Origin of the sequence: Flavitalea plasmicola (genome assembly GCF_030546645.1) — a bacterium.
Lineage (GTDB): Bacteria > Bacteroidota > Bacteroidia > Chitinophagales > Chitinophagaceae > Puia.
Genome location: NZ_JAUOTO010000007.1, coordinates 261,701 through 286,633, shown reverse-complemented (window position 1 = coordinate 286,633; position 24,933 = coordinate 261,701). Strand labels below are relative to the sequence as shown.

At 48.3% G+C, this 24,933-nt stretch carries 24 protein-coding genes; all 24 read left to right on the top strand.

The window, feature by feature from the left end:
• The first annotated feature begins 56 nt into the window (after positions 1-56).
• The 24 genes from Q4E93_RS26405 to Q4E93_RS26290 all read left to right on the top strand — a co-directional run bounded on the left by Q4E93_RS26405 (position 57) and on the right by Q4E93_RS26290 (position 24,930).
• Positions 57-602: a hypothetical protein gene (locus tag Q4E93_RS26405; RefSeq protein WP_303590496.1), complete on the top strand. Its 546-nt coding sequence runs from the start codon at positions 57-59 to the stop codon at positions 600-602.
• Between the two features lie 70 nt (positions 603-672).
• Complete coding sequence (locus Q4E93_RS26400; RefSeq protein ID WP_303590494.1) at positions 673-1,395, top strand: FkbM family methyltransferase; 723 nt, start codon at positions 673-675, stop codon at positions 1,393-1,395.
• 454 nt (positions 1,396-1,849) lie between these two features.
• On the top strand, positions 1,850-2,356 hold the full coding sequence (locus Q4E93_RS26395) for a UpxY family transcription antiterminator (RefSeq protein ID WP_303590492.1): 507 nt from the start codon (positions 1,850-1,852) through the stop codon (positions 2,354-2,356).
• Positions 2,357-2,377: 21 nt separating this feature from the next.
• Positions 2,378-3,259 (top strand): polysaccharide biosynthesis/export family protein, encoded by an 882-nt coding sequence (locus tag Q4E93_RS26390; RefSeq protein WP_303590490.1) that lies wholly within the window; start codon positions 2,378-2,380, stop codon positions 3,257-3,259.
• 16 nt (positions 3,260-3,275) lie between these two features.
• Entirely contained in the window at positions 3,276-5,708 is a 2,433-nt protein-coding gene (locus Q4E93_RS26385; RefSeq protein ID WP_303590488.1) for a GumC family protein, read from the top strand.
• An 11-nt stretch (positions 5,709-5,719) separates the two neighbouring features.
• On the top strand, positions 5,720-6,556 hold the full coding sequence (locus Q4E93_RS26380; protein WP_303590486.1) for an ABC transporter permease: 837 nt from the start codon (positions 5,720-5,722) through the stop codon (positions 6,554-6,556).
• Between the two features lie 5 nt (positions 6,557-6,561).
• Positions 6,562-7,788: an ABC transporter ATP-binding protein gene (locus Q4E93_RS26375; protein WP_303590484.1), complete on the top strand. Its 1,227-nt coding sequence runs from the start codon at positions 6,562-6,564 to the stop codon at positions 7,786-7,788.
• Between the two features lie 353 nt (positions 7,789-8,141).
• Complete coding sequence (locus tag Q4E93_RS26370; RefSeq protein WP_303590482.1) at positions 8,142-8,582, top strand: hypothetical protein; 441 nt, start codon at positions 8,142-8,144, stop codon at positions 8,580-8,582.
• A gap of 26 nt (positions 8,583-8,608) precedes the next feature.
• A complete protein-coding gene (locus Q4E93_RS26365) occupies positions 8,609-9,322 on the top strand; it encodes an FkbM family methyltransferase (RefSeq protein ID WP_303590480.1) in 714 nt (237 codons plus the stop codon).
• Positions 9,319-10,272, top strand: a complete 954-nt coding sequence (locus Q4E93_RS26360) for a glycosyltransferase family 10 domain-containing protein (RefSeq protein ID WP_303590478.1) — start codon at positions 9,319-9,321, stop codon at positions 10,270-10,272. Before Q4E93_RS26365 ends, Q4E93_RS26360 begins: the two co-directional genes overlap by 4 nt.
• A gap of 16 nt (positions 10,273-10,288) precedes the next feature.
• A complete protein-coding gene (locus Q4E93_RS26355) occupies positions 10,289-10,900 on the top strand; it encodes an acyltransferase (protein ID WP_303590476.1) in 612 nt (203 codons plus the stop codon).
• A 5-nt stretch (positions 10,901-10,905) separates the two neighbouring features.
• Positions 10,906-12,057 carry a glycosyltransferase family 4 protein gene (locus Q4E93_RS26350; RefSeq protein WP_303590475.1) on the top strand — a complete coding sequence of 384 codons (1,152 nt, stop codon included), beginning with the start codon at positions 10,906-10,908 and terminating at the stop codon, positions 12,055-12,057.
• The gene (locus Q4E93_RS26345) at positions 12,058-13,488 is read left to right on the top strand and encodes an NDP-hexose 2,3-dehydratase family protein (RefSeq protein ID WP_303590474.1); all 1,431 of its coding nucleotides are present in this window, start codon (positions 12,058-12,060) and stop codon (positions 13,486-13,488) included. It begins immediately after the preceding gene.
• A gap of 5 nt (positions 13,489-13,493) precedes the next feature.
• The gene (locus Q4E93_RS26340; RefSeq protein ID WP_303590472.1) at positions 13,494-14,471 is read left to right on the top strand and encodes a Gfo/Idh/MocA family protein; all 978 of its coding nucleotides are present in this window, start codon (positions 13,494-13,496) and stop codon (positions 14,469-14,471) included.
• Positions 14,468-15,361: an NAD-dependent epimerase/dehydratase family protein gene (locus Q4E93_RS26335; RefSeq protein WP_303590470.1), complete on the top strand. Its 894-nt coding sequence runs from the start codon at positions 14,468-14,470 to the stop codon at positions 15,359-15,361. The genes Q4E93_RS26340 and Q4E93_RS26335 overlap by 4 nt, the downstream gene beginning before the upstream one ends.
• Positions 15,340-16,287 carry a glycosyltransferase family 2 protein gene (locus tag Q4E93_RS26330; protein WP_303590468.1) on the top strand — a complete coding sequence of 316 codons (948 nt, stop codon included), beginning with the start codon at positions 15,340-15,342 and terminating at the stop codon, positions 16,285-16,287. The genes Q4E93_RS26335 and Q4E93_RS26330 overlap by 22 nt, the downstream gene beginning before the upstream one ends.
• A 19-nt stretch (positions 16,288-16,306) precedes the next feature.
• The gene (locus Q4E93_RS26325; protein ID WP_303590466.1) at positions 16,307-17,101 is read left to right on the top strand and encodes a class I SAM-dependent methyltransferase; all 795 of its coding nucleotides are present in this window, start codon (positions 16,307-16,309) and stop codon (positions 17,099-17,101) included.
• Positions 17,102-17,109: 8 nt separating this feature from the next.
• The gene (locus tag Q4E93_RS26320) at positions 17,110-18,441 is read left to right on the top strand and encodes a glycosyltransferase (RefSeq protein ID WP_303590465.1); all 1,332 of its coding nucleotides are present in this window, start codon (positions 17,110-17,112) and stop codon (positions 18,439-18,441) included.
• Positions 18,438-19,646 (top strand): glycosyltransferase family protein, encoded by a 1,209-nt coding sequence (locus Q4E93_RS26315; protein WP_303590463.1) that lies wholly within the window; start codon positions 18,438-18,440, stop codon positions 19,644-19,646. The genes Q4E93_RS26320 and Q4E93_RS26315 overlap by 4 nt, the downstream gene beginning before the upstream one ends.
• The gene (locus Q4E93_RS26310) at positions 19,643-20,920 is read left to right on the top strand and encodes a glycosyltransferase family protein (protein WP_303590461.1); all 1,278 of its coding nucleotides are present in this window, start codon (positions 19,643-19,645) and stop codon (positions 20,918-20,920) included. Before Q4E93_RS26315 ends, Q4E93_RS26310 begins: the two co-directional genes overlap by 4 nt.
• Entirely contained in the window at positions 20,917-21,663 is a 747-nt protein-coding gene (locus tag Q4E93_RS26305; protein WP_303590459.1) for an FkbM family methyltransferase, read from the top strand. Before Q4E93_RS26310 ends, Q4E93_RS26305 begins: the two co-directional genes overlap by 4 nt.
• The gene (locus Q4E93_RS26300; protein ID WP_303590457.1) at positions 21,664-22,542 is read left to right on the top strand and encodes an O-fucosyltransferase family protein; all 879 of its coding nucleotides are present in this window, start codon (positions 21,664-21,666) and stop codon (positions 22,540-22,542) included.
• Positions 22,543-22,561: 19 nt separating this feature from the next.
• On the top strand, positions 22,562-23,926 hold the full coding sequence (locus Q4E93_RS26295; protein WP_303590455.1) for a hypothetical protein: 1,365 nt from the start codon (positions 22,562-22,564) through the stop codon (positions 23,924-23,926).
• A complete protein-coding gene (locus Q4E93_RS26290; protein WP_303590454.1) occupies positions 23,923-24,930 on the top strand; it encodes a glycosyltransferase family 4 protein in 1,008 nt (335 codons plus the stop codon). Before Q4E93_RS26295 ends, Q4E93_RS26290 begins: the two co-directional genes overlap by 4 nt.
• The last annotated feature ends 3 nt before the right edge of the window (positions 24,931-24,933 follow it).

Below are 24,933 nucleotides of genomic sequence, written 5' to 3'. Positions count from 1 at the left end.
AAATGGATTTTTATACTTAACTTAACGTCGCAAAGATAAAAAACAGTCTGTATTACATGGAACCTCCTTCCTGGCCGGCGAGATTAAACCGTCTTCGGCAACTATTCTGGTTGTTTTTCCTGCTTACTATCGCCTACATGATCTGGGCCCGCAATTACCTGCATCCGCTGACCTCAGGAGAGATCGTACAACTGGAGATCGCCAAGACCGTCGATAAAGCCAGTGCCATTATAGATGACTGGAAAAATTCCGGCAAGTACGAGCCGGGGGTTAAGAGCACTTCCCTTGCTTATTTATTCATCGTATTATATACCCTGGCCATCGCGCTGGGCTGCCGGTTTGTTTCCGCCTGCACAGGCAACGAGATATTGACCAGGGGAGGCCGGGGCTTTGGCTGGCTGATCTTTGCGGCTACCATTTGTGATGTCATCGAAAATATCGTCATATCCAGGACCTTGTCCGGACCAGTGTCCCAGGTAAACGTCTCTCTCGCCTATAACCTGGCGCGGGTGAAGTTCTCCATTGTCATCGTTTGTATCCTCTTTATTCTCGCTTCGGCACTCTTCTGGCTGATAGGCCGTCTTTCCAGGGACGAAAAATAAGTACAATCCACTACGGAAATACAATTTTTTGTACTTAGGATCGTTAAATAACTGATCCAATATCACAACCATGTTCAAGCAATTCCTCGTCAATCACTTCCCGGTGCTTGGTAAAGTCAAGCGTTTCGGAAAAGCATGGTATCATGCTTTACAACCAACCAAAAGATCTTATTCCCAGCATGGCGAAGATGTCGTCATCGCCGATTTTCTGAGCAGGTATGACCTGGGGGGGTCTGTTTACGTCGATGTAGGCGCCAATCACCCTTCGGATATCTCCAACTCCTACCTGCTTTACAGAAAAGGGTTTAATGGGATTATCGTGGAGCCCAACCAGGAGCTGGCGGGACTTTTTAAGAAGTTCAGGCCTAAGGACATCGCCCTGGCCATCGGATGCAGCAACGAGAACGCCATCCTTCCATTTCATGTTTCGAAGACCCCGGTGCTGAGCTCGTTCGCCAATACCCGGGATGCCAACGTATATAAGACATTATACCTGCCGGTGATCAGGCTGGATGACGCCATCCGGCACCTGGAATTCGATTTCATCAGCCTCCTGAGCATCGATGTGGAAGGTTTGAACTATGAAGTGCTCCAGGGCGCCCGGAAAACCATCGACAGAGCCCTGATGATCTGCCTGGAGTATGATTCGGACGAAGACCGTCAAAAGTTCAGCCAGGCGCTGGGAGACGGCTTTGAGTTGTATAAGGAAATGGGGTGTAACCTGATCTTTGTCAACAGAAGCCTCAGCGAAAGACTACAAAATGGTGGACAGAAGATCAGGCTGCGGGCCTAGTTTTCAGATACCTCCTACATTATATAATGGCCCGTCTGAACCGGGCCTTTTCCCTTTCTCCCATTCTTTGGATCAGGCCCTATCCCAAGCCCTTTAAAAGACTGTTTTTCAATCGGCAATTAAGATTTATTGAATATTAAAATCCCCTATATTTGCACGGATACGGGAAATCAGTGGAGCGTGTAAGAAATTGTAAGACAATTGGTACAATAAATCCGTGTCAATATTAGTTTTTGTGTCCTATAATCCCAATATTCTTTAAATTTAGTTATTCCTGTGAAGAATAAGTTGAGTGACCTTTTAATATAAACATACTGTAAAGGGTATAAGGAGTAGTTCATATGAATGCTCGCTTGTACCCTTTTCGCTTTTAAGATCCCCCACCCTCTAAAAAACTCATGTTATTGATATTCAATCAGTTATTATCTAAGTATGTGACTGAGGAGGCGAAGCTATGCAAGTAAAGGAGAGAAGCTGGTATGCTGTATATACCAAGCCCCGGTGGGAAAAGAAGGTATATAGCCTGTTGTCGGAGAGCGGGTTTGAGGCCTACTGTCCGCTGAACAAGGTGAGAAAGAAATGGAGTGACCGGGTGAAATGGCTGGAAGAGCCGTTGTTCAAGTCGTATGTGTTCGTGTATATAGGGGAGGACGAACAGACGAAAGTGAGGATGACGAATGGGGTGGTAAATTTTGTCTATTGGCTGGGCAGGCCGGCGATCGTGCTGGATAAGGAGATCCAGATCATCCGGAAGTTCCTGAATGAATATACGGATGTCCGGGCAGAGTCGCTGGACCTGGAAGCGAATGAGAAGATCAAGATACAGCGGGGCGTGTTGATGAACCAGGAGGCAAAGGTGGTCAAAGTACTGAATAATAAGGTGAAGGTGATCATCGAGAGCATCGGCTATTCATTGGTGGCGGTGATCGAGCGTTCGAACGCGATTTTAGTCAGGAAATAAGAATAACAACAATCCTTTTGAATGCGTAATTATCTTTTTTCAAAGTGGAAAGGCGGAGTTGGGTATATGATAGCGATTGCGTTTGCCGGCTGTATCAGTTCCTGCGGCAATACCCGGCAATTGACCTACATGCAGGGCAAATTCGATACCGCAGCTTTAAGCAAAGTTGAGATCGCCGAGCCCGTGATCCAGAAAGGAGACGTACTGAATATCATGGTATATAGCGACAATCCAGTGGCTACAGCCTTGTACAATCAATCTGTCATGGCAATCTCCGGATCAGGCTCTTCGCAGCAAGGAGGAAGTTCAATGGGCGGTGGTGGCCTTTCTTCGGGTTCGTCAGGAGGCACATCTCCCGGTGGAAGTACTCCTTCGACGCCAGGATACCTGGTAGACGAGCAAGGGAATATTCAGTTCCAGAGCCTGAAATTCCTGCATGTAGAAGGATTAACCAAAACACAGCTGCGGGATTCGCTGGATGCCCGGCTGGATGAACGGTTTGGCGGGCCGTTAAAAAATCCATACTACACCATCCGGTTTGTCAATTACCGGTTCACTATGTTGGGTGAAGTCAACAGGCCTGGTGTTTTTAATATTCCGGGTGAGCATATAAACCTTTTCGAGGCGCTTGGTATGGCGGGAGACATGACTTTTTATGGCCGGAGGGATAATGTGCTGGTGATGCGGGTCGCCAATGGGAAACGTGAGTTCCAGCGATTAGATCTTACCAAGCCGGATATCATGATCTCTCCTTATTATTATTTGCAGCAAGGCGACGTTGTCTATTTTGAACCGAATAGGAAGCGGGTGGCGGCCAGTGACCAGGTGACTATCCGTAATGTCAGCATCGCCACCAGCATAGTTTCCACACTCGCTGTCTTGTACAGCATATTCAGAAAATAAATTCGTTTAGCATCCTATGAGTGACAGTGAAATAAGAACGGGCATCCCGGAACATTCATCCCTTCAGGACAACCGATGGAAAATAAGCCCACGGGAATTTATATTCCGGTATCTATGGCTAATACCGTGGATACTGATCAGCGCTTTTGTTTTTATTGTGCTGGCCTATATTAAGGTCCGCTATACGACCCAGATATACCAGGTAAAGGCTTCACTGCTCATCAAGAATGACCGGGATAACGGCGGCGGAGGTAAAGATCCCAGATTCGAGGAATTATTCATGGCTCAGGGGAATGTTAACCTGAATAACGAGGTGGAGATCCTTAAATCAAGGCCAGTTCTAAGTAGGGTTGTGAAAGATATTCAATTACAATCCCTTTGTTATAATAGAGGAAAGGTTAGGAGCAGCCTGATCTACCCGGAGCGGCCGATCAACATACAATTTACCCGTATTGCGGATTCTTCAGCAGATATATCCTACAAGATATTGATGTTGGACAATGGCCGGTTTCTGTTGAATGAGGGTAAGAACCCGATCCCGTTTGGCCAGGAAATTGAGGAAGGTGGAAATCGTTTTCGTATCGATACCACGGCTGGTATGGATTTCAGCAATTATGGCAGCAGGGAGTTCGAGCTGCGGCACCTGTCGATCTCGAGCGCAGTCGAGTCACTTGTCGGAGATCTTAGAGTAGCACAGCCGGCCGATCAGTCCACGATACTGACGCTTACCTTCGATTCTGAAAGTAAGAACCTTGGCAGGGATGTTCTTAATACGCTAATGGCGGTGTATGACACCCTCATCGTGGAAGATAAAACCAAGATCTCCACCAATACGCTGAAGTTCATCAACGATCGATTGTTCGAATTGAACGATACGCTTCGGGGAGTTCAGGGTGTATTGCGCAACTTCATGGTGGAGAACCAGGCTTTTGACATAGAAGGCCAATCAAAAGCGTATTTGGACAAGGTGGGGGAAAGTGGTAAAGAGAAGGTAGCGCAAGCGGTTAAGCTGAGCATAGTCAATTGGCTGATGGACTATGTGGGGGATAAAAAGAATGTTTACGAACTGGTGCCTACCAACCTCGGGATCGAGGAGCCAGCCTTATTACAGATGGTGAGCGAATATAACCGGCTGCAGCTGGAGCGGGATAACTATCTGAAGACAACGTCGGAAAGCAACCAGCTGATACAGAACTTAAATTCCTCCCTGGAGAGGGTCCGAAGGGATATTTACCAGGCGTTGATGAATGTCAAACAGGCATATACGATCGCTCAAAGCCATCTGGAGAAGGAAAATCAGGTATTGCAGGGACACATTACCAGCCTGCCAGGTAAGTCCATGCAACTATTGAATATCGAGCGACAGCAGAAGATCCTGGAAGATCTGTATTCATTACTCCTTCAAAAAAAGATCGAGACGTCCATTTCTTCTGCTTCGACTATATCCAACTCGCGTATCATAGAACCGGCGATCGGATCATCCGTGCCGGTGAGCCCGGATAAAAAGAAGATCTTCACCTTTTACTTTCTGCTCGGCCTGCTGATCCCTGTGGGTATTACGGCGCTCCGCGAGGTGCTGAAGGATAAGGTTAGCGGCAGGGCAGATGTCGAAAAGCAGACCCAGGCCCCTATTTTGGGTGAAATAGGTCATTCCGAAGGTCAGGCAACGCTTGTGGTTGCGCTTAACAGCCGCCGGTTTATCTCGGAACAGTTCCGGATCATTCGTACAAATCTGCAATATATCATCAACAGGAAGGACAGACCTGTGATCATGGTGACCTCTTCTTTCAGCGGAGAAGGGAAATCTTTTATCAGTACCAATATCGGCGCAGTTATGGCGTTATCCGGAAGGAAAACGGTGATCATGGAATTCGATATCCGAAAACCTAAGATCGTTTCCGGATTGGACCTGAAGCGCAAGATGGGGATAACGAACTATATCATCGGAAAGGCGTCGTTCGAGGAGCTGCTGGTGAAGGTAGAGGGCGTTGACAATTTATATGTTATCCCTTGTGGACCGATACCCCCTAATCCCGCAGAGCTTTTGTTGGATCCAAGGCTCAACGAATTAATGGAAGAGGTAATGAAGGCTTTCGAAGTAGTGATCATGGATACGGCCCCCGTGGGATTGGTCAGCGATGCGATCACTTTGGGAAAATATGCAGATTGTACGCTTTACATCATACGGCAAGGCCATACTTTCCGCAAACAGCTGGGAATGATCGAGGACTTATATGTTTCCCGAAAGCTTCCGAGCCTTAGTCTCCTGCTGAACGATGTAAAAGTGGGAGCGGGATATTATGGCGGGTATTACGGGGGAGGATATGGTTATTATGGGGCGTATGGGTACGGTCACGAATCGGGCTATTTCGAAGATGAAAAACGCAAATCAAACACATCCAATATTTTTAGTCCTCTTGCCAAATTATGGAAGAGGTGGTTCGGATAAAACAACACGCAATGTCGGCATTAGAAAGTACCGTTCCGGAACTGGTGATTGAAGCAGGTCATTCGGAGAAACATTACTGGCTGGATCTTTGGCGCTACAGGGAGCTATTTTACATCCTGAGCTGGAGGGACATCAAGGTTCGTTATAAGCAAACAGCTATTGGCGCCGCCTGGAGCATTATCCGTCCTCTGCTCACCATGATCATTTTCACTATCATCTATGGCAAATTGGCTCACTTCGCAAAGGATGAGATCGTGCCATATGCTATTACGGTATATGCAGCGATGCTACCCTGGCAATTTTTTGCCAATGCTCTGGCGGAAGCCAGCAATAGTCTCATAGGCAACTCCAACCTGATCACCAAGATATACTTCCCAAGAATGATCATTCCGGCCAGCTCCGTGATCGTCAGTTTTGTCGATTTTGGAATATCCGCGCTATTGATGATCCTGCTAATGGCCTGGTATCATTTTCTGCCGCCCGTGCAGGTGCTTCTATTGCCCGTGTTTGTGATCATGACCTTTCTTGCTTCTTTCGGGACGAGCTTGTATATCACCGCCCTAAATGTCAAATACCGCGATTTCAGATACATTATTCCTTTTATCGTACAATTCGGCCTTTATATTTCCCCCGTGGGCTTCAAAAGTTCCAAGGTGCCGGAGCAATGGAGGCTGTTGTATTCGCTCAATCCCATGGTAGGCGTCATTGACGGATTTCGCTGGTGTATCGTAGGCGAGCCCATCTATCTTCCCGGCTTCCTGGCATCCTGCGCAGTAATTATTTTCTTTTGCATTATTGGTATCCGGTATTTCCGTAAGACCGAGAAAACTTTCGCAGATAATATTTAAGTGTCATGACCCTTCCAGCAATCAAAGTAGAACAACTGTCCAAAAAGTTCATTATCTCTCATGAAAGCCAGGAACGGTATACATCCCTGAGAGATGTGATCGCCAACCAGGCAAAACGTCTCACCAGGCGTACGCGCAAAGGAGGAAGCGGGCCTGCCAAAGAGGAATTTTTCGCTCTTAATGATATTAACTTCGAGATTTTTCCTGGCGACAGGGTCGGTATCATCGGTCGAAATGGCGCAGGTAAAAGCACGCTGTTAAAAGTGCTGAGCCGGATCACAGAGCCTTCTTCCGGCCGTATTACCATAAGGGGGCGGGTCGCTTCATTGCTGGAAGTCGGCACGGGTTTTCATCCGGAACTGACCGGCCGTGAAAACATCTTTTTAAATGGCGCCATCCTGGGGATGGCCCGTTCCGAAATAAAAAGAAAATTTGATGAAATAGTAGACTTTGCGGAAATAGAGAAATTCCTTGATACTCCGGTGAAAAGGTATAGCAGCGGGATGTATGTTCGGCTTGCATTCGCTGTCGCGGCACATCTCGAACCTGAGATATTGATAGTGGACGAAGTCCTTGCGGTGGGGGACGCCCAGTTTCAGAAGAAATGCCTTGGCAAAATGGAAGACGTAAGCAAGAACGAAGGCAGGACTGTGCTGTTCGTAAGCCACAACATGAATATCATTAAGACGCTTTGCAATAAGTCGATCCTGTTCGCGGGGGGTAAACTTATCAAATCGGGATCTTCTTCAGAAATCGTTAAGTCCTACCTGGATTTTGGCGACCATGGCGACAAAGTCTATACCCATAAAATGGGGGGAAAGGAATTACGTATAAATAATGTAGAAATTAATGGATCCAAAGCTGCGACTGTAGCCCTTCTGTCCCAACTAATTTTTAAAATAGATTTTGAGGCTAGCTCCTTTTCGGGCGACTGTGAATTTTTTATTCTTATTTACAATGATGAAGGCGTCTGTGTACAAGGGATCTTTCAGACGGATACCGGGCAATATGCCGCTGTTCGCTCCGGGGCGGGCAGCATAAAAGTGACGCTTGATAACAACCTCGTTCCGGGCAAATACTATGTTTCGGTGGGAGCCTTCGATCGCTTCAAGAGCTTCCTGGACTGGGTTGAGCTTTGCGAATCATTCGAGGTACAATCTGTATACGATGATGGTCGTATATTCCGCGAACGATTAGGCTTATCACTGGGGAGAGCAACATGGGAGGCGTAGACGTTATACATTGCATAGGAGATAGCCATGCGAGCTTCTTCTCGGGATTTGACGCCATACAACCGGCGTATCCTGAAAGTGCTTCCAATAAATACCCTTTCTTTAAGGGATATCGGCTGGGCTCCGTACTGGCGTATAGCCTGACAAATATCAATACTAAAGAAAAAGGACGGGAAAAGCTTTTTGATCTTGTGAAACAGCTGCCTCGTGCGTCTACGATCATGATGTGCTTTGGCGAAATAGACTGCAGGTGCCACTTGTTAAAACAGGCAGATCTTCAGGAAAGGCCTTTGCAGGACCTGGTGGAGCAATGCGTCAGGCGGTATTTTCAGGTGATCGATGAATTGATCGGCATGGGGTTCAGGATGATGGTTTGGAATGCCATCCCAAGCGCGAACTCCACCAATATAGAATATCCGACCTATGGCTCCATGGAGGAAAGGAACAAGTGCAGCATCTTGTTCAATTCGTATTTAAAAATGGAATGTGAGAAGAGAAATCTTGTTTTCTTGTCTGTATTCAAAAAGCTGATAAAGGGCAATTTAAAAAGCAGGACTGTGTATTTCTTTGACGGAATTCACCTTGGTCAAATGGCAATGCCAATGGTGCTCAGGGAGATCTACAGGGTAGCCCCCGACCTTTTAAAAAAACATTATCCCCTATATGAAATCTTGTTTAAAAACGTTATAGCAAGGGGAAAATGGCTGTTTATGAGTGTTAAACAATTCCTTTCCTTCAGACAAAATGTTCGTTCTATTTCCAGGAAAATTACCGAGGCATACAGGAAGGGATAAGAAAAAACCATTCTAATATTTTGAAGATGGCACTGATCAGTAAAATAGCACATAAGTATAATTATCTCAGGGATTTTTATATTTTCCAGCACCTCGCTATTCCAAGAGTGAGCAAAGAGCGGATCTCCAAATCCATTCTGAAAAAATATCTGCCGGCTTCACCGGTGATCATAGATTGCGGGGCGCATGACGGAACTGATTCTATCGAGCTCAATAGAGTATTGGGCGGCACGCTGCACGCTTTCGAGCCTGTACCTGAGATATTCCAACGGCTGGCGGACAGGACCAGGCAATATCCGCGCATTACGTCTTATCCACTGGCATTAAGCAACAAGTCCGGAATAGATCATTTCTTTGTCAGTGAAGGTGATTCGGATGCCTCCAGCTCGCTGTTACCACCGAAAGATCATCTTATAGACCATACAACAACTTTTTTTAATAAAAAGATAGAGGTTACTACTATCACCCTGGACGACTGGGCGATTAAGTACAATATAGATCATGTCGATATGCTTTGGCTGGACATGCAGGGTTTTGAAATGCAGATGCTGAAGGCTTCAAACAGGATACTTCCTTCCGTAAAAGTGATTCATACAGAAGTAAGTGTTAAGGAGACCTATGAAGGGGTCGGTGTATATGACAAGTACAGGGACTACCTTGAATCATTGGGCTTCAAAGTGGTCGTTGAAGCTATTCCCAAAGGATATGATATGGGAAACGTTTTATTTGTCAGGAGATGAAAAGGGAGATAAAAATTAATTTTACGGATTTTTGGAAGGGGTTCGATAAGGAGAACAATTACTTCGTGCATCTCCTTTCACAACAGTACGAAGTACGAATTGCCGATGAGCCGGACTTTCTGTTCTACTCCTGCTACGGATACGAATATCTCAAGTACAAATGTATCCGGATCAACTTCATTTCTGAGAATCAGCGACCTGATTTTTCGGGATGCGATTACGCGCTCTCCTTTGATATTAATAATGATCCCCGTCATTACCGCCTGCCTTTATATCGCCTTTACATCGACCTGTGGGGGCAGGATTTGAATGTTTTGAAAAACCGCAACGCAGAGGCGATCAGGGAGCAGTGGAAAGCCAAGGACAAGTTTTGCTGTATGCTGGTGTCGAATGGAAATTCAAAAAAGCGCATCAATTTCTTTCACAAGCTGTCTAAGGTCAAGCGGGTGGACTCGGGCGGCAGATATTTGAACAACATCGGGCGGAACGTAGATAATAAGCTTGAGTTCATAAAGGACTATAAGTTCGTATTTGCATTCGAGAATTCTTCTTATCCAGGATATGTAACTGAAAAGGTGATCGAGCCATGCTTTGTAGGCTCTATTCCTATCTATTGGGGAAATAAAGAGATTGCGAAAGACTTCAATCCGGGAAGATTTATCAATTACCATGATTTTAAGGATGAGCGGGCGTTGATCCGACGCATCATGGAGATCGACAATAACGATGAACTGGCGCTGGAGATCATTTCCCAGCCTATTTTTAAGGACGATATGTTGCCGGAAACCATACGGGACGAGAACGTAATGAAGTTCTTCCGTGGGATCATCGAAAGCGGGAAAATGGTTCCAGTCGCTGTCAGCAGTAAGAAACGGCTGCATTTTTTTAAACGAAAGAGCCACCAGTTACGCGAAATGATATTTTCACGTATGGGTATTACGTTCCGGTGAGCAGTTTTATTTTAATATGAGTTTATTCCGTCGCATTCTGACCAGGATAATGGGCGATCAGGGCCCTGCCAATATACGGGACAATGCCCGGTTGATGAGTGATGGTTTCATAAAAGCCGGCGCAGGCTGCAACCTGAGTGCGATGAATGTGATACTTGCAGATAAGCGCCCGGGCAACATTTACCTGGAGATAGGAAATGACTGTTGTATTTGTGGAACGATCGTGCTGTACAGGGCTTCTTCGAAGGTCGTCATTGGAAACAATGTATATATAGGCCCTGGCACTTATGTAGAGTGTTCGGAAAGAGTGACCATCGGGAGCAATGTCCTTATTTCCATGCATTGCAACATAATAGATACAAATTCACATTCGATCCATTCCTCGGAAAGAATGAATGATAGTATAGAATGGCAGAAAGGGCATGCGTACAAAAACTGGAACACAGTGGTGTCATCGCCTGTGGAGATCGGGGACAAATGCTGGGTCGGCCTGCGAAGTATCATATTGAAAGGCGTAAAATTGGGAGAAGGGGTGATCGTGGGGGCCGGCAGTGTTGTAACCAGGTCAGTAAGCGCGTTTAGCCTGGTAGGCGGCAACCCGGCTTGTTTTATAAAAGAAGTAGACTAATAAAAATGGTGTTTTTCCTACCAGATGCGATCGGAGGGGTTTACAGCGTTGTAAACAACCTGCTGGACCATGTTCCTGACCCGGGCAATGTTGCCGTTGTAGCCTACTCCAACGAGTGTGTTCGCCGGGAACAGATAAGTACTGTGAATAATAATGTCAGGCTCATAAAGTTCAGCTATCACTGTAAAGACAATATCTACCACACGGTCGGTGGATTGGGGAGCCTGATCGGCAAAAATAACGACTGTATCATTGCGACGGATATGCTGGAATTGCAAATGGTACAGTTCCTGGGCTTGCGGCAACCGGTGGTTCTCATCGTGCTGGGGGATTTCGGGCATTACTACAGCATCGCAGAAGAGCACGAAGGGGTCATTGACTCATTTGTGGCCATTAGCAGGGAGATCTATGAAAAGCTGTGCCATCTCTTACCGCACCGGAGAAATGATATCCGGCTGGCTTATTTTCCAACGCCCGCCGTCCACGAGAAAAGGACAGCGTCAGCGGCAGAGAACTTACGGGTTGTATATGTGTCCAGGTTGGAGGAAAGAAAGAACCCGCTGCTGATCCCGGAAATCGATGCTATTTTGAAGAGCAGAGGGACGCAGGTAACAATTACCATTGTGGGAGACGGCCCTTTGCGCGGGCAACTGGAGACGGCCATCGGCGGGCGATCTAACTTCAGGCTGACAGGCTTCCTGGACAATCAGCGTCTTCACGAGATCTATAAGGAAAATGATGTTTTTCTGATGACCAGCGAATCCGAAGGTCTTCCCGTCTCCCTGATCGAGGCTATGAAGACAGGCCTGGTTCCTGTCGTAAGTGATATACCTGGCGGGATACGTGAGATCGTGGAGAACGGTAAGAACGGCTATCTGGTAGAAGCCGGTAATGCTCCGGCATTTGCGGAAAGGATCGGGGAACTTGTATCCAACCGTGGACTGTATAATAACCTGTCTGCAAATGCCGTTGAATTTGCCGATAGCACATTTGACCCGATTCGGTGCAGCCGGCTTTATTGGGATATTATTGCAGAGACGTCTAACAGGGATAGGGTCAAGACATACAGGCCGGCACCTCCGGGCGCGCTGGATAAGAAATGGCTACCAAACAGTGTAGTGAGGTTCCTCAGAAATACCAAACTAAAATCGAACTAGATGCCCAAAAGCAGCGCATATATTTCCTTCCTTCGTTCCGCCTATGCTTATGACGGGGAGCTGATGCCCAATGAGCGTTTTTTACAATGGATGGATTCGCGGAGGAATGCTGTCAGGATAGAAATAGAGGAAGTACCCTTCAAAGAGCTGCAGAAATGGTCTTTCGATGAAAAGTCCGGCAACCTGCATCATGAAACGGGGCGTTTTTTTTCCATTGAAGGCATTTGTGTAAAGACGAACTGGGGATTGGTGGAATCCTGGACCCAGCCGATCATCAATCAGCCCGAGATCGGCTTCCTGGGTATCATTACAAAGCATTTCAACGGCGTGCTGTATTTTCTCATGCAGGCTAAGATAGAGCCGGGGAATATCAATTACGTCCAGCTGTCGCCCACGCTGCAGGCCACCAAGAGCAACTATTCAAAAGTACACAAAGGCAAGGCGCCGTTGTACCTGGAATACTTCAACGGAGAGAAAAGCGCGGACGTTTTGCTGGATCAGCTCCAATCGGAGCAGGGTGCGCGTTTTTTGAGGAAAAGGAACCGGAATATCATCATAGAAGTACATGAGGAAATCCCCGTTCATGATGATTTCTGCTGGCTTACCTTGGGTCAGATCAAGAAAATGATGAGTGTCGACAACCTTGTCAATATGGATACGAGGACGGTCATTTCCGGAATAAGCTATGGCACTTTTCCTGTGGAAAGCATTCAGCTCTTCCAGCATTTCATCTCTCCGCCAGACACGCTTGTAAGGGATGGACAGCAGATGTTATTGTCCGCGCTGGATGAAGGCAATGCACTGCTTACGATCGAAGAGATCATTTCATGGATCACCGGGCTTAAAAGTAAATATGAGCTGGAAGTATCGAAGATACCGTTGAATAGAGTTGAAAAGTGGGTGACTACAAGCACGGAGATCCGGCATGAAGCGCATAAATATTTCTCCGTGATAGGGGCGCGCGTGCACATCAGCAACAGGGAGGTGGTGGCGTGGGATCAGCCACTTGTAAAATCAGCCCAGGAGGGTTTGATCGCGTTTATTGTCAAAAAGATCAATGGAGTGATGCATTTCCTTGTGCAGGCAAAGATCGAAGCGGGCAATTTCGATATACTTGAGCTGGCGCCGAGCGTACAATGTCTAACGGGCAATTACAGGAAGGGGTTAAATGAATATGAAGTTCCTTTCATAAATGAGGTATTGAATGCGCGGGCGGAGAATATTCTATACAGGGCAATGCAATCCGAAGAGGGCGGGCGTTTTTACAACGAACAAAATTTAAATATCATCGTGGAGGTAGGAAGCGAGTTTTCCGACGAACTGCCGGAAACTTATTGCTGGATGACGCTTAGTCAGCTGTATTCCTTCATTCGATTCAATAATTATTTAAACATCCAGGCCAGAAGTCTTTTGGCTGCAGTATCATTTTAACATTCGTGAGAAAGATCAGCATTGCAGTAATGGGATGTGCCAGCATAGCCAAACGGCTGATGATCCCCGCTATACAGGGTCTGCCGGAATATTTCGAGCTGGCCGCTATCGGGAGCCGTACCTCCGGAAAAGCCGAAGAGTTCTCAAAAGCGTTTGGCGTGGAGGGTATAGTGGGATACGAGAACCTGTTGAAGAGGCAGGATATCGAGGCAATTTATATGCCACTGCCCACGGGCTTGCATGAGGAGTGGATCACCCGGTGCCTGGAAGCCGGCAAGCACCTCCTGGTGGAGAAGTCCTTTGCCATGGATCTTGGCTCTGCTATGCGGCTGATTGAAATGGCTAAAGAAAGAGAGTTGACCCTCATGGAAAACTTTATGTTCCGCCATCACTCCCAGCATAATTTCACGTGGGAGATGCTTCGGGAGAAAAAACTGGGGGAGATCAGGGTATTCCGGAGCCAGTTTGGGTTTCCTCCGCTGGATAAAGACAATTTCCGGTATGACAAAGCGGCCGGCGGTGGAGCATTATTGGATGCGGGCGCGTATACGGTAAAAGCGAGCCAATGGTTCCTGGGGCAAGGGCTGGAAGTGATCTCGGCAACCTTATACCTGGACCCTGTCACCGGCGTTGATATTTTTGGGAATGTTTCGTTGATCAGCCGGGACAACATCGTCGCGCAGCTTTCATTTGGATTTGATAACTTTTATCAATGCAATTACGAATTCTGGGGTAGCAGGGGGCGGCTGCTGGCTGAACGGGCTTTTACTCCAAAGCCGGCGGAAAGGCCGAAGATATTGCTGGAGCAACAGGGCGAACGCATTGTCCAGGAACTGGAGCCGGACAATCATTTTATGAATATACTCAAGGAGCTTCATAGAAGCGTTGCGGAAAGAGATGGCTCCAGGCACCTGGAGGATATCCTCGATCAAAGTCGCATACTGACGGCCATCCAGGATACGGCAATAAAAATAAAATTATGAAAGTCGCGCTGCTAGGGATCAATGGATATATCGGTAAAAGCCTTGGGTATTATTTGCTTCAGCAGGGATGTGAGGTGCATGGATATGATTTAGCTGACCAGTGCGGCATTCAGGGCATAGTATATGAGAGCCTGGATGTCCGCAGCAAGGAGCAGTTCGCTAAGCTGGATACGACCGTCGACCTTGTCTTTTATTTTTCGGGCATCACCGGAACAGCGAAGGCGTATGAGGATTACGAGGCCTATGTCGATGTCAATGAGAAAGGAATTTTGCATTTGCTGAGCCGCCTGGATGCGACAAAAAGCAATGCGAGGGTAATATTCCCTTCCACACGACTCGTATATAAAGGAGTGAAAGATAAACTATTGGCAGAGGACGACGAAAAGGAGTTTAAGACCATCTATGCTTTGAACAAATGGTTCGGCGAGACCCTTCTTCATCAATACGGCGCCTATTTCGGAAGAGCCTTTACTATATTCCGGATATGCGTGCCTTACGGGAACCTGCTGGATAATTCGTATTCTTATGGAACAGTCGGTTTTTTTATGAATAAGGCAGTCGTGGGGAAAAACATAACGTTATACGGGACGGGCGGCCAGAAAAGAAGCTTTACGCATGTCGGAGACCTATGCAGGCAGATATTTCTGGCAATCAACAAGCCGGAAAGTGTGAACCAGGTCTTCAATATTGCAGGAGAGACCTTCTCGCTTTACGAGGTGGCTGACGCCATTGCAAAAAAATATGCGGTCGGTGTCGAGCTTATCCCATGGCCTGTAATGGATGAAAAACTTGAGAGTGGAGATACCATTTTCAGTGCAGAAAAAATTTCAGGGATAATAGGGTCACCCCTGCAAAATAATTTTAACGTATGGCTGCAAACGATCAAATGAATCCTTTGATCAGTGTGTTAATGACTTCCTATAACCGGGAAAAGTATATTGTGGAAGCGATAGAAAGCGTATTGGCTTCGACATTTAAAGATTTTGAGCTCATCGTTTGTGACGATGTCTCAAAAGACAAGACAGTAGAGATAGCCCGGCAATACGCCGCGAAAGATCCGAGGATAAGGGTTTATGTCAATGAAACGAACCTGGGGGACTATCCCAATCGTAATAAAGCAGCGTCCTACGCCAGGGGGAAATACCTGAAATACCAGGATTCGGACGATCTGATCTATCCACATAGCCTTGAGATCATGGTGAATGTGATGGAGAAGTTTCCGGAGGCCGCTTTTGCATTCTGCGGTAATGAGGTGCAGGACGATTCCAGCCCTTACCCTATCCTGTACAACAGCTATGATGCTTACAGGCAGCATTTCTTCGGCATGGGCGGACTTTTTTATGCCGGGCCCGTAGGGACTATTATACGCCGAAGCGCCTTTGAGGAAGCCGGACGATTTTCCGGAAGGCGGTATATCGGCGATGCCGAAATGTGGATGAAGTTTGCGCTTAACCATCCGGTCGTTAAGATGCAGCCCGGTCTGATCTGGTGGAGGACGCATCCGGGCCAGGAATTTTCTATGGGCAGCCAGGAATATGCCCTGTTGAGATTTGACCTGGACCGGGAGATACTTAACAACCCTCTTTGCCCGTTATCGGAAAAAGAAAGAAAGGCCGCTTTGGGCAATAGCAGGAGGCTGATGGGCCGGAAGATACTGGGATTGCTTGGAAAAATGAACTTTTCGGCTGCCGTCCAGTTGTCGCGTAAGGCTGGAGTCGGCCCTCTTTCGCTGGTGGAGGCAATGATCCCTGTCAACAAGATGAAAGGGACCTATAGAAAAATAGTCAGCAGGCAGTCGCCCGTGTCGATCGTTTAAACCCTTTAAAATATCACAAATGTCTTCTATTCAGACGCTTTTCAGGTATACGGTTTCCAACTTTTTCGTATTTGCGGGGAATCTTCTCCAATACCCTTTTTCCCGCCCTGCCCGCCATCGCCTTTCACAAAGCTATGATGCGCTTATTTATCCTTTTTCGGGCGACAGGAGCGTAGAGCTTTCCGAGATCCTTCAGCATGACGATCTGCAGATCACCGTGGCGCCGCTGAAAGCCCGGCAGCATAACACGACCGAATTCGAGCTGATTAGTGTAGCAGGGATCATCAAAGACAACAAATGTAATACGGTATTCGAAATAGGAACTTTTGACGGCCGGACAACCCGGGCTATCGCCATGAATCTTTCAGGAGGAGAAGGGAAAGTATACACGCTTAATTTACCGCCGGAATCGGACACAGTAAGCCTGCAGACAGGACATATCGATGTCGAGCTGGCTACAAAAGTCGTCAGCGGGGAAAGATTCCTGAATACGCCGCAGGAAAAGCTGATCCAGCAGGTGTGGGGGGACTCCGCTAAATTCGATTTCACGCCTTACGCTGGAAAGATGGATGCAGTTTTCATCGATGGCGCCCACAGTGAAGAATATGCTGCAAGTGATACAAAGAATGCCCTGCAATTGATAAAGCCGGAAGGCGGCGTCATCCTCTGGCATGATGCTCATCTATTTGGCGTCAAACATTTTTTTAAAAAATGGTTAAAACAGCATAATTATCCCGTCTATTTTATCCGTAGGACTACTTTGGCAGTGATGGGGATGAAGAATGGCCAACCTTATGACATCCTGAAAAAATAACCTGTCGAATGAAGATCGTTCATGTCATACCCGGCTTTCTGCCCGAGCATGTAGCCGGAACGGAGGTCTACTGCTGGTCCATCTGCAAATTCCTGCTTGCGCAGGGCATCGATACGGAAGTGGTCATACCCGGTTTCGGCCAGGACCAGAATGCTGAATATGTCTACGATGGTATCCGGGTGATCAAGTATGCAGAGCCAACGAAGCAAACGAGACTACATATTTCCGGGCTTGCCCTGCCAGAAGGGATCAAAGCTTTCCGTGAATATATCCGGGGCGCCCGACCCTCCTGTGTGCATTTTCATGGTATATATGCGGGCATCGGGATCACGGTTCAGCATATTGCGGAGGTAAAAGCACTGGGGATCCCGGTGATATATACAATGCACCTGCCTGGCCATGTCTGCGCCACGGAGACGCTGATCTATAAAGAGAAAAAGATCTGCGACGGCATTATCAGGCCGGTGCGCTGCGCTTCCTGTCATCTCGTACACCAGGGCCACAGCAATACGGTGGCCAACGTAATGGGGGCATTAAGCGGCGTGCTGCAAAAAACAGGGATCGATACGGGATATTGGAACAGTTCGTTAGGGACAGGGCTTGCAGGCGCCAACCGCATAGCGGACATTCAAAAGAAACTGGATCAGTTGGCAGTGAATTGTAACAAGGTGGTACTGTACGCCAGATGGTTCCAGAAAATAATGATCGCCAACGGCTTCCCGGAAGAGAAAACTACCTATGTGCCACCTGCTCTATCCTTTGCCGGTGAGCCGGGCCATACGGCGCCACGTCTCGCTTTCAATTTTACTGGTTCTATAAAGCTGATCTTTATCGGAAGGCTTCACCCACTGAAAGGGGTGGAACTGTTGCTGAATGCTATCGGCAAGCTGCCCGAGGGCAAGATCGAACTAAGCATTTATGGGAAAGGGGACCAGGCTTATATTGACAAATGCCACCAACTGTCCGCTGGCAGGAAAAATATTCACTGGCGTGGATTGCTTTCCAGGGAAGACCTGTTAAGCACGGTGGGCCAGCATGATATGCTTTGTCTGCCTTCAGCTTTCTCCGAAATGTCGCCGCTGGTGATCCAGGAGGCCTTTGGAGCGGGCATTCCGGTGTTGGCGAGTGAAGTATACGGAAATGCGGAATTGATCAGGCATGACAAGAATGGACTTCTCTTCACGTTTAAATCTCTCGATAGTCTTCAGGCCCAGCTACAACGACTGCTGGACGAACCTCAACTTTTGCCTGCCCTCAAATCGGGCGTGAATCCGCCGGTGCTTTTTGATGAAGTAGCCCGACGGTACCTTGAGATCTATAATGAGGTAGGAGTTCTATGAAAAAGATCTGTATCGTTACCACCAGGCATATCAGCTATAACCCAAGGGTCCTGAAGGAAGCGGACACTTTTTACAGCAACGGATATGATGTGGTGGTGGTGACGATCAATAACCATGAACTGCAAAGCAAGTTTGATGAGGAAATGATGCGTGCCAGGAAATGGACCCTGAAAACGGTGAATTTCAGAAAGACCCGGCCGGATGAGAAAAAAAGGTGGCTATACCTATCGTTGAAGCAAAAGCTTTTCCATAAGCTATCCCGATTGACCTTGCATTTTGGGATCGCCGAGCGGGCCGTTGAAAAGGCCTATGACGAATTACTGTTACTGGCGAAGGAGCAGCAAGCTGACATATACATCGCACACCATGCCGAGGCCCTGGGTATAGGGTTTGCCGCCGCGAGGAGCAATCAGGCCCTGTTCGGCTTTGATGCCGAAGACTTTCACACGGGTATGAGCCAGAAGGGCTCCGATCGGATCATTACCTACCTGGAAAAAAAATACCTTCCACATTGTACCTACCTGACGGCTGCCTCCAAAGGCATTGGCGAAGCGTATGTAAAGAAATACGGTATAAAACCTCCTGTCACCATCCTGAATACCTTCCCTGCCTGGCACCGGACGGCTATTGAGCACGAGCCGGTGAGATTCTACTGGTATTCTCAGGTCATCGGGCCTGACCGGGGCCTGGAAGAGCTGATGGAGGCTGCATCCAGGATATCCTCTCCCATGGAATTGCATCTTCGCGGGACATTTAATGATGCAGGGTACAAGGATGTGTTACTCGCGCGGATGGGTACAAAAATGCAGTCCGGGATGGTTTTTTTTCATGAGCCGATACTTGCCGAAGAGATCGTGGCAGACGGGGCTAATTTTGATGTAGGCCTTGCTTTGGAATCATCTGTATCGATCAACAGGGATATCTGTGTCACCAATAAAATATTATCTTATTTAATGTCGGGACTGGCTATTATAGCAACGGATACCTATGGACAAAGGGACGTGCTCAGCCAATTTCCCGGGGCGGGTCGCCTGTGCCGTATGAACAATGCGGATGATCTGGCAACTGCAATGCAGTACTATATCGCTCACCCCTATGAACTGGCGAAGGCAAAAATGGCTGCAGGCCATGCTGCCGACGAAGTCTTCAACTGGGAAAATGAGTCCGAAAAATTATTAAACCACCTTAGGCTTCACCTGTCTTGAAAAAAATTCTCATCATATCCCCTCATTTCCCTCCTTCCAACCTGGCGGCTGTGCATCGCTCCAGGCTTTTTGCACAGCATTTGCCGGAATTTGGATGGGAACCCGTGATCCTGGCCGTGGATGAAAAATATTATGAAGAAAAGCTGGATCATCAGCTCAGCCGGCTGTTGCCGGAAGGATTGCAGATAGAGAAGGTCAGCGCCTTCCCCGTTACCCGGCCAAGGCTCATCGGCGACCTGGGTTTGCGTGCATTCCGGCAGCTGTACAAAAGAGCCAGGCATATTATAAAGGAGCAGGCGATCGACTTTTTATACATCCCGATCCCTTCTTTTTATGTCGCGCTGCTGGGCAGGTGGCTGCATGCTTCCACCGGCGTCAAATATGGCATCGATTATATCGATCCCTGGGTCCATCGTTTCCCCGGCAGCGAGAAATTATTTTCCCGGCATTGGCTTAGCTGGAAGCTGGCCAGTATCCTGGAGCCCATTGCTATAAAGAAAGCTTCCCTGATCACCGGCGTAGCGGAAGGTTATTATAAAGGTGTGCAGGAAAGGAACCCGGAGCTTGCCCCCACCTGTCTGTTCGGCGCCATGCCCTATGGGGGAGAGGCGGCCGACCATTTGAAAGTGAAGGAGCTGCATACGGGTCCTTATCTCTTTCAGCAATCAAAAGGGAAGATACAGCTGGTCTATGCCGGCGCCATGCTGCCCAAGGCCTACCGGCCCCTGGAAGCGATTATGCAGGCCATGGCAAAAGCTCCTTCGGTTTTTGCCGATCTGGAGATCCATTTTATTGGTACCGGGAAGACGCCTAATGATCCGGAAGGATATAATATACGACCCATGGCGGAAAAGTACGGCCTATGGGAGAAAGTAATCTTCGAATACCCGGCACGAATACCTTACCTGGATGTGCTGATCCACCTGGACGCAGCCTCGGGGGTCTTTATCCTGGGTAGCACGGAGCCCCACTACACACCCTCCAAGGTTTACCAGGCGGTACTTAGCCAAAAGCCCGTGCTGGCCGTATTGCATGCACAAAGTACGGCCTGCGAGGTACTTCGAAACACCGGGGCAGGCCTTGTCCTGCCCTTCGAGGGAGAGGAGGGCGTCGATAGTATTTCCGGTATTTTTCCCAGGATATTCCAGGAGTATATTACCTTTCAGCAGCATTTTTCACCCGCCCGCGTTAACTACCTGTTGTTCGACCAGTTCTCAGCGAAATCCGTCACCGGGCAGCTGGCCCAATTATTAAACAAGATCACCGTTGCATGAAGAACCTATTGAATAAGTTCCTGAGACCCTTTCACGCCGAGATCCACGGCATTGGCTATTTAAAGAAACTGGAGAAGAGCGCAGTGAACAGGGACGCCATGCAGGCGCAGGCCGGGATCTTTGGAAAAACAGCCCGCGTCGTATTTGATGTGGGTGCGAACCGGGGACTGGTGACCCGGCAATACAGGGAAATGTTCCCTTCGGCTACCATCCATGCTTTCGAGCCGTTTACGGCGTTCCGGGAAGCTTTCTGGCTGCAAAACCCGGAGAAGGAAAAGATCCATCTGCATGAGCTGGCCCTGTCCGAGAAGGAAGGAGAAGCTGATTTCTTTCTCAATGTCAACAATGACACCAACTCGCTGCTGGAGTCGATCACCATTGGCGCCAGTTCGGATAAGCTCTGCGCAAACGTAGGGGTCCAAAAAGTGCGGACCCTTACCCTCGACAAATACTGTGCGGACAAGGGATTGGATCATATCGATGTCCTGAAGCTGGATACACAGGGAACAGAGCTCTCTATTTTGAAAGGGGGCGAAGCCATGTTACGTGCGCAGAAGATCGGGCTCATCTATACCGAAGCGTATTTTAAACCACAGTACAAGGATCAACCCATGCTGTATGATATCGCCAACTATCTGAAACAATTCGATTATTACCTGGAAGGGATCTATGATCCTTATTACAACGAGCGATTTATGCTTTGGTGCGATGCCATCTTTTTACCGTTGAAAAATAGGGGTTAAATGGCGAAGGGCAAGGTATATGTTCAATTTCCCCGGACGGGCCTTGGCAACATGATGCTGACCTGGACCAGGGGCTATCTTTTCGCCCATCTCAATGAACTGCCCCTGGTGGCGTCTTCGTGGGGAAAGGTCCAATGGGGCGCCTGGCTGCGTTGGGAAAGAAAGAAAAGGACTTATTGGGGATATTTCAGGGAGAGCAGCCTGGCAGAAAAAATAAAGACCCGGTGGCAGAAAAGGAAAGCGCAGATCATAGTAGAGCCGTCTGTCGAGAAAATGGCTGATGCGAACAAGAACGATGCGCTCTATGTATTCGACCAGGTATCTCCCGGCAAAGACCTTTTCGGGCCTTTCCGGGCTCACCGGGACCTGGTGAAAAAGGCGATCTTCGACCAATTGCATCCGACCATGCGGGGGCAACTGGAACGTTACCAGGCGCCAGTCATCGCCCTTCATATCCGGCGGGGGGATTTTAAACTGGGTAATCCTATCACACCTGATTCTTTTTTTATCAATGCCATCCTGCTGGCAAGGGAAGTGGCCGGCAAGGAGCTGCCAGCCACCATCTTTACGGATGCGGCCCCTGAAGAAATAAAGGACGTGCTTTCGTTGCCAGGTGTTGTGATGTCGGAGGACAAGCCGGATATACTGGACATCCTGTTGATGAGCAAGAGTAAGATGATCGTTCTTTCTCAAAGCAGCACTTTCAGCTATTGGGGCGCCTTTCTATCGGATGCGGCTATCGTGCGGCCGGCAGGCGACTGGCAGGGGGAACTGCGTCCTGCAGATGTGAATGAACACATATTTGAAGGTAAAGTTGATTTCAGGGACACGGCTTCCGTACAAAGGCTCAGAGAGGGCCTGCTGACTGTTGCGTGGTGAAATAATATTCCAAGAAACATTGAGAGATTTTTTTCTATACTTAATTTCTGCCGTCATTATTGCCGCCTATATCGGCATGTCCACCCATTTGACCTTTTATGAAGGGGCTTCTGTGGCCTTGCTGATATATAATCTTTTCAGTTTTCTGGGCAATCTGGGCAGAAAGGTGGTGGTGCTGGATATTGCCATCATTCTGGCCAGCTTCACCTGGCTGGTGATGCCCGTGATCTTTTATCACAATTATACGAAGGACGACTATACGGCCCGGATCTTTTACAAGTACATGCCCATCACTTCGGAGGACTATTTTTCCTTTGTTTTTCCCGGAACGCTTGCTATGACGATTGGATACAAGCTGCGGCTGGCGAAATTGCAGATAAATGCTAATTCGGAAGAATATAAGGAAAGGGTCCGGCGCTTTTTCAGGGGGAAAGATAAAATAGGCTATATCCTTATCGGGGTCAGTCTTGTTTCCGGGGTGTTGCGCTATATCTTGCCCGCTTCCATTGGCCGCGTGATATATCTCCTGGAGCACATGTCATTTGTCGGCGTATTCTATATCTTCTTTTCGGAGAACAAGCGGAAAGGGCTTATCCTGGGCGGGGTGATAGGGCTAACGCTTCTGGCTTCCATTAAGACGGGCCTGTTCGGGGAGCTGGTGTATAGTATGGCGCTGTTCTACATATTGATCGCACTGTTCCTGAAACAGATGCATTTCTTTACTAAGCTGACCATTTGCCTTTTGGCCTTTTTTTTCGTATTCCTCATGCAGAACGTTAAAACGGTCTACCGGGCTTATTCCTGGAAGCAAGGGGCCAGCGCGTCCTATTTCCTCGAAGTGATGGGAGACCGGTTAATGGCCCCGTCCATGATGTTCGAAAAAAAGAAATTATTTGCTACGGCGGTACGTATGAACCAGGGCTGGCTGGTGGGGGTAACCATGGACCGCGTGCCCCGGCGTTTCCCTTATGCCAATGGTGAGACCATCGGCGTCTCCATTGCAGCAGCTTTTATACCCCGCGTTTTTTGGCCCGACAAACCTGAATCAGGAGGGAAGTACAATCTGAAAAGATTCTGGGGCTATAACCTGGTGGGCTACAGTATGAATATCGGACCAATTGGCGAAGCCTATGCCAATTTTGGCCGGACGGGCGGCATTATATTCATGTTCTTTTACGGGCTGTTCTTCAATGCCCTGCTGACCTACCTGCTCAAATGGAGCGAGAAGAAGCCTTCCATCCTGTGCTGGATACCCTTCCTGTATTTTTATGCCGTGGTGGTGGAAACGGATGTGCTGACCACCTTCAGCTCCCTGGTAACCGGGGTATTTTTTATGATCGCCTTTATTTATGTATTCAGAAAAGTGACGGGTCTTAACTTATGAGAGTTGCTTTTCTTTTCCGAAAGACGAACCCCATCTTTTTCAGTATCGAGCGCGTCTTTTTCAGTATTGAAGAAGAGCTGCGGCGGCAGGGACTGGAAATTGCAAAATATTATGCGCCCGACAGCGGCCTTTCCCTGAAGAACTTCCGGACTGTATGGCAAGGTTTCGGCGATAAGGGGATGGATATTTACCATGTCACCGGCGATATCCATTATGCCGCGTTGGGTTTTCCAAGCCGGAAGGTCCTGCTGACCATCCACGATTGCGTGTTCATGCGCCAGGCCAGCGGGCTCAAGAAATGGCTGCTGAAGAAACTCTTCCTGGACTGGCCTGTGCGGCATTGCCGGCTGATCACCACCATCTCGGAGGCGACAAAACAGGATATTGTGCGGCATACGGGTTGCAGCCCGGACAAGATCAGGGTCATCCCCAACCCTATCCGGGAAGGCATTTGCCACCGGCCTACGGCTTTCAGGGCAGATCAACCCATCATATTATTCGTAGGCACCACCCCCAATAAGAACCTGGAAAGAACGATCTCCGCCCTGGCAGGCATACCATGCCGGCTGAGGATCATCGGACAGATCAACGCAGAGGTGCTGGGGCTGCTGGAGCAGCATCGCATTGCGTTCAGTACCGGCAGCCGCCTGACAGACGAGCAGATGGCGGAAGAATATGCCGCGGCCGACCTGGTCCTTTTCCCTTCCCTCTATGAAGGCTTTGGCCTGCCGATCGTGGAAGCGCAGAAAACGGGGAGGCCTGTCATCACCAGTGACCTGAGTCCCATGAAAGAGGTCGCGGGAGAAGGCGCTGTCCTGGTAGATCCTTTCTCGGTGGAGTCGATCAGGGCCGGCGTGCTGAAAGTCATCGGCGACCCGGCCTGCAGGGATCAAATAGTAGCTGCGGGGCTGCACAATGCGGAACGCTTTGATGTCGTTAGCATCTCGAAACAATACCTTGCCTGCTATCGCGCCTTGCAGGAAGGTAAATCAGGACCCGTCTAAAAC

Bases quoted from the DNA above. Each gene is read 5' to 3' on its own strand.
- Q4E93_RS26370 (WP_303590482.1), top strand. From the start codon at position 8,142: ATGGGGTTCAGGATGATGGTTTGGAATGCCATCCCAAGCGCGAACTCC.
- Q4E93_RS26345 (WP_303590474.1), top strand. From the start codon at position 12,058: ATGCCCAAAAGCAGCGCATATATTTCCTTCCTTCGTTCCGCCTATGCT.
- Q4E93_RS26360 (WP_303590478.1), top strand. From the start codon at position 9,319: ATGAAAAGGGAGATAAAAATTAATTTTACGGATTTTTGGAAGGGGTTC.
- Q4E93_RS26350 (WP_303590475.1), top strand. From the start codon at position 10,906: ATGGTGTTTTTCCTACCAGATGCGATCGGAGGGGTTTACAGCGTTGTA.
- Q4E93_RS26300 (WP_303590457.1), top strand. From the start codon at position 21,664: ATGGCGAAGGGCAAGGTATATGTTCAATTTCCCCGGACGGGCCTTGGC.
- Q4E93_RS26320 (WP_303590465.1), top strand. From the start codon at position 17,110: ATGAAGATCGTTCATGTCATACCCGGCTTTCTGCCCGAGCATGTAGCC.
- Q4E93_RS26330 (WP_303590468.1), top strand. From the start codon at position 15,340: ATGGCTGCAAACGATCAAATGAATCCTTTGATCAGTGTGTTAATGACT.
- Q4E93_RS26365 (WP_303590480.1), top strand. From the start codon at position 8,609: ATGGCACTGATCAGTAAAATAGCACATAAGTATAATTATCTCAGGGAT.
- Q4E93_RS26395 (WP_303590492.1), top strand. From the start codon at position 1,850: ATGCAAGTAAAGGAGAGAAGCTGGTATGCTGTATATACCAAGCCCCGG.
- Q4E93_RS26380 (WP_303590486.1), top strand. From the start codon at position 5,720: ATGTCGGCATTAGAAAGTACCGTTCCGGAACTGGTGATTGAAGCAGGT.
- Q4E93_RS26335 (WP_303590470.1), top strand. From the start codon at position 14,468: ATGAAAGTCGCGCTGCTAGGGATCAATGGATATATCGGTAAAAGCCTT.
- Q4E93_RS26305 (WP_303590459.1), top strand. From the start codon at position 20,917: ATGAAGAACCTATTGAATAAGTTCCTGAGACCCTTTCACGCCGAGATC.
- Q4E93_RS26290 (WP_303590454.1), top strand. From the start codon at position 23,923: ATGAGAGTTGCTTTTCTTTTCCGAAAGACGAACCCCATCTTTTTCAGT.
- Q4E93_RS26400 (WP_303590494.1), top strand. From the start codon at position 673: ATGTTCAAGCAATTCCTCGTCAATCACTTCCCGGTGCTTGGTAAAGTC.
- Q4E93_RS26405 (WP_303590496.1), top strand. From the start codon at position 57: ATGGAACCTCCTTCCTGGCCGGCGAGATTAAACCGTCTTCGGCAACTA.
- Q4E93_RS26325 (WP_303590466.1), top strand. From the start codon at position 16,307: ATGTCTTCTATTCAGACGCTTTTCAGGTATACGGTTTCCAACTTTTTC.
- Q4E93_RS26390 (WP_303590490.1), top strand. From the start codon at position 2,378: ATGCGTAATTATCTTTTTTCAAAGTGGAAAGGCGGAGTTGGGTATATG.
- Q4E93_RS26355 (WP_303590476.1), top strand. From the start codon at position 10,289: ATGAGTTTATTCCGTCGCATTCTGACCAGGATAATGGGCGATCAGGGC.
- Q4E93_RS26315 (WP_303590463.1), top strand. From the start codon at position 18,438: ATGAAAAAGATCTGTATCGTTACCACCAGGCATATCAGCTATAACCCA.
- Q4E93_RS26385 (WP_303590488.1), top strand. From the start codon at position 3,276: ATGAGTGACAGTGAAATAAGAACGGGCATCCCGGAACATTCATCCCTT.
- Q4E93_RS26375 (WP_303590484.1), top strand. From the start codon at position 6,562: ATGACCCTTCCAGCAATCAAAGTAGAACAACTGTCCAAAAAGTTCATT.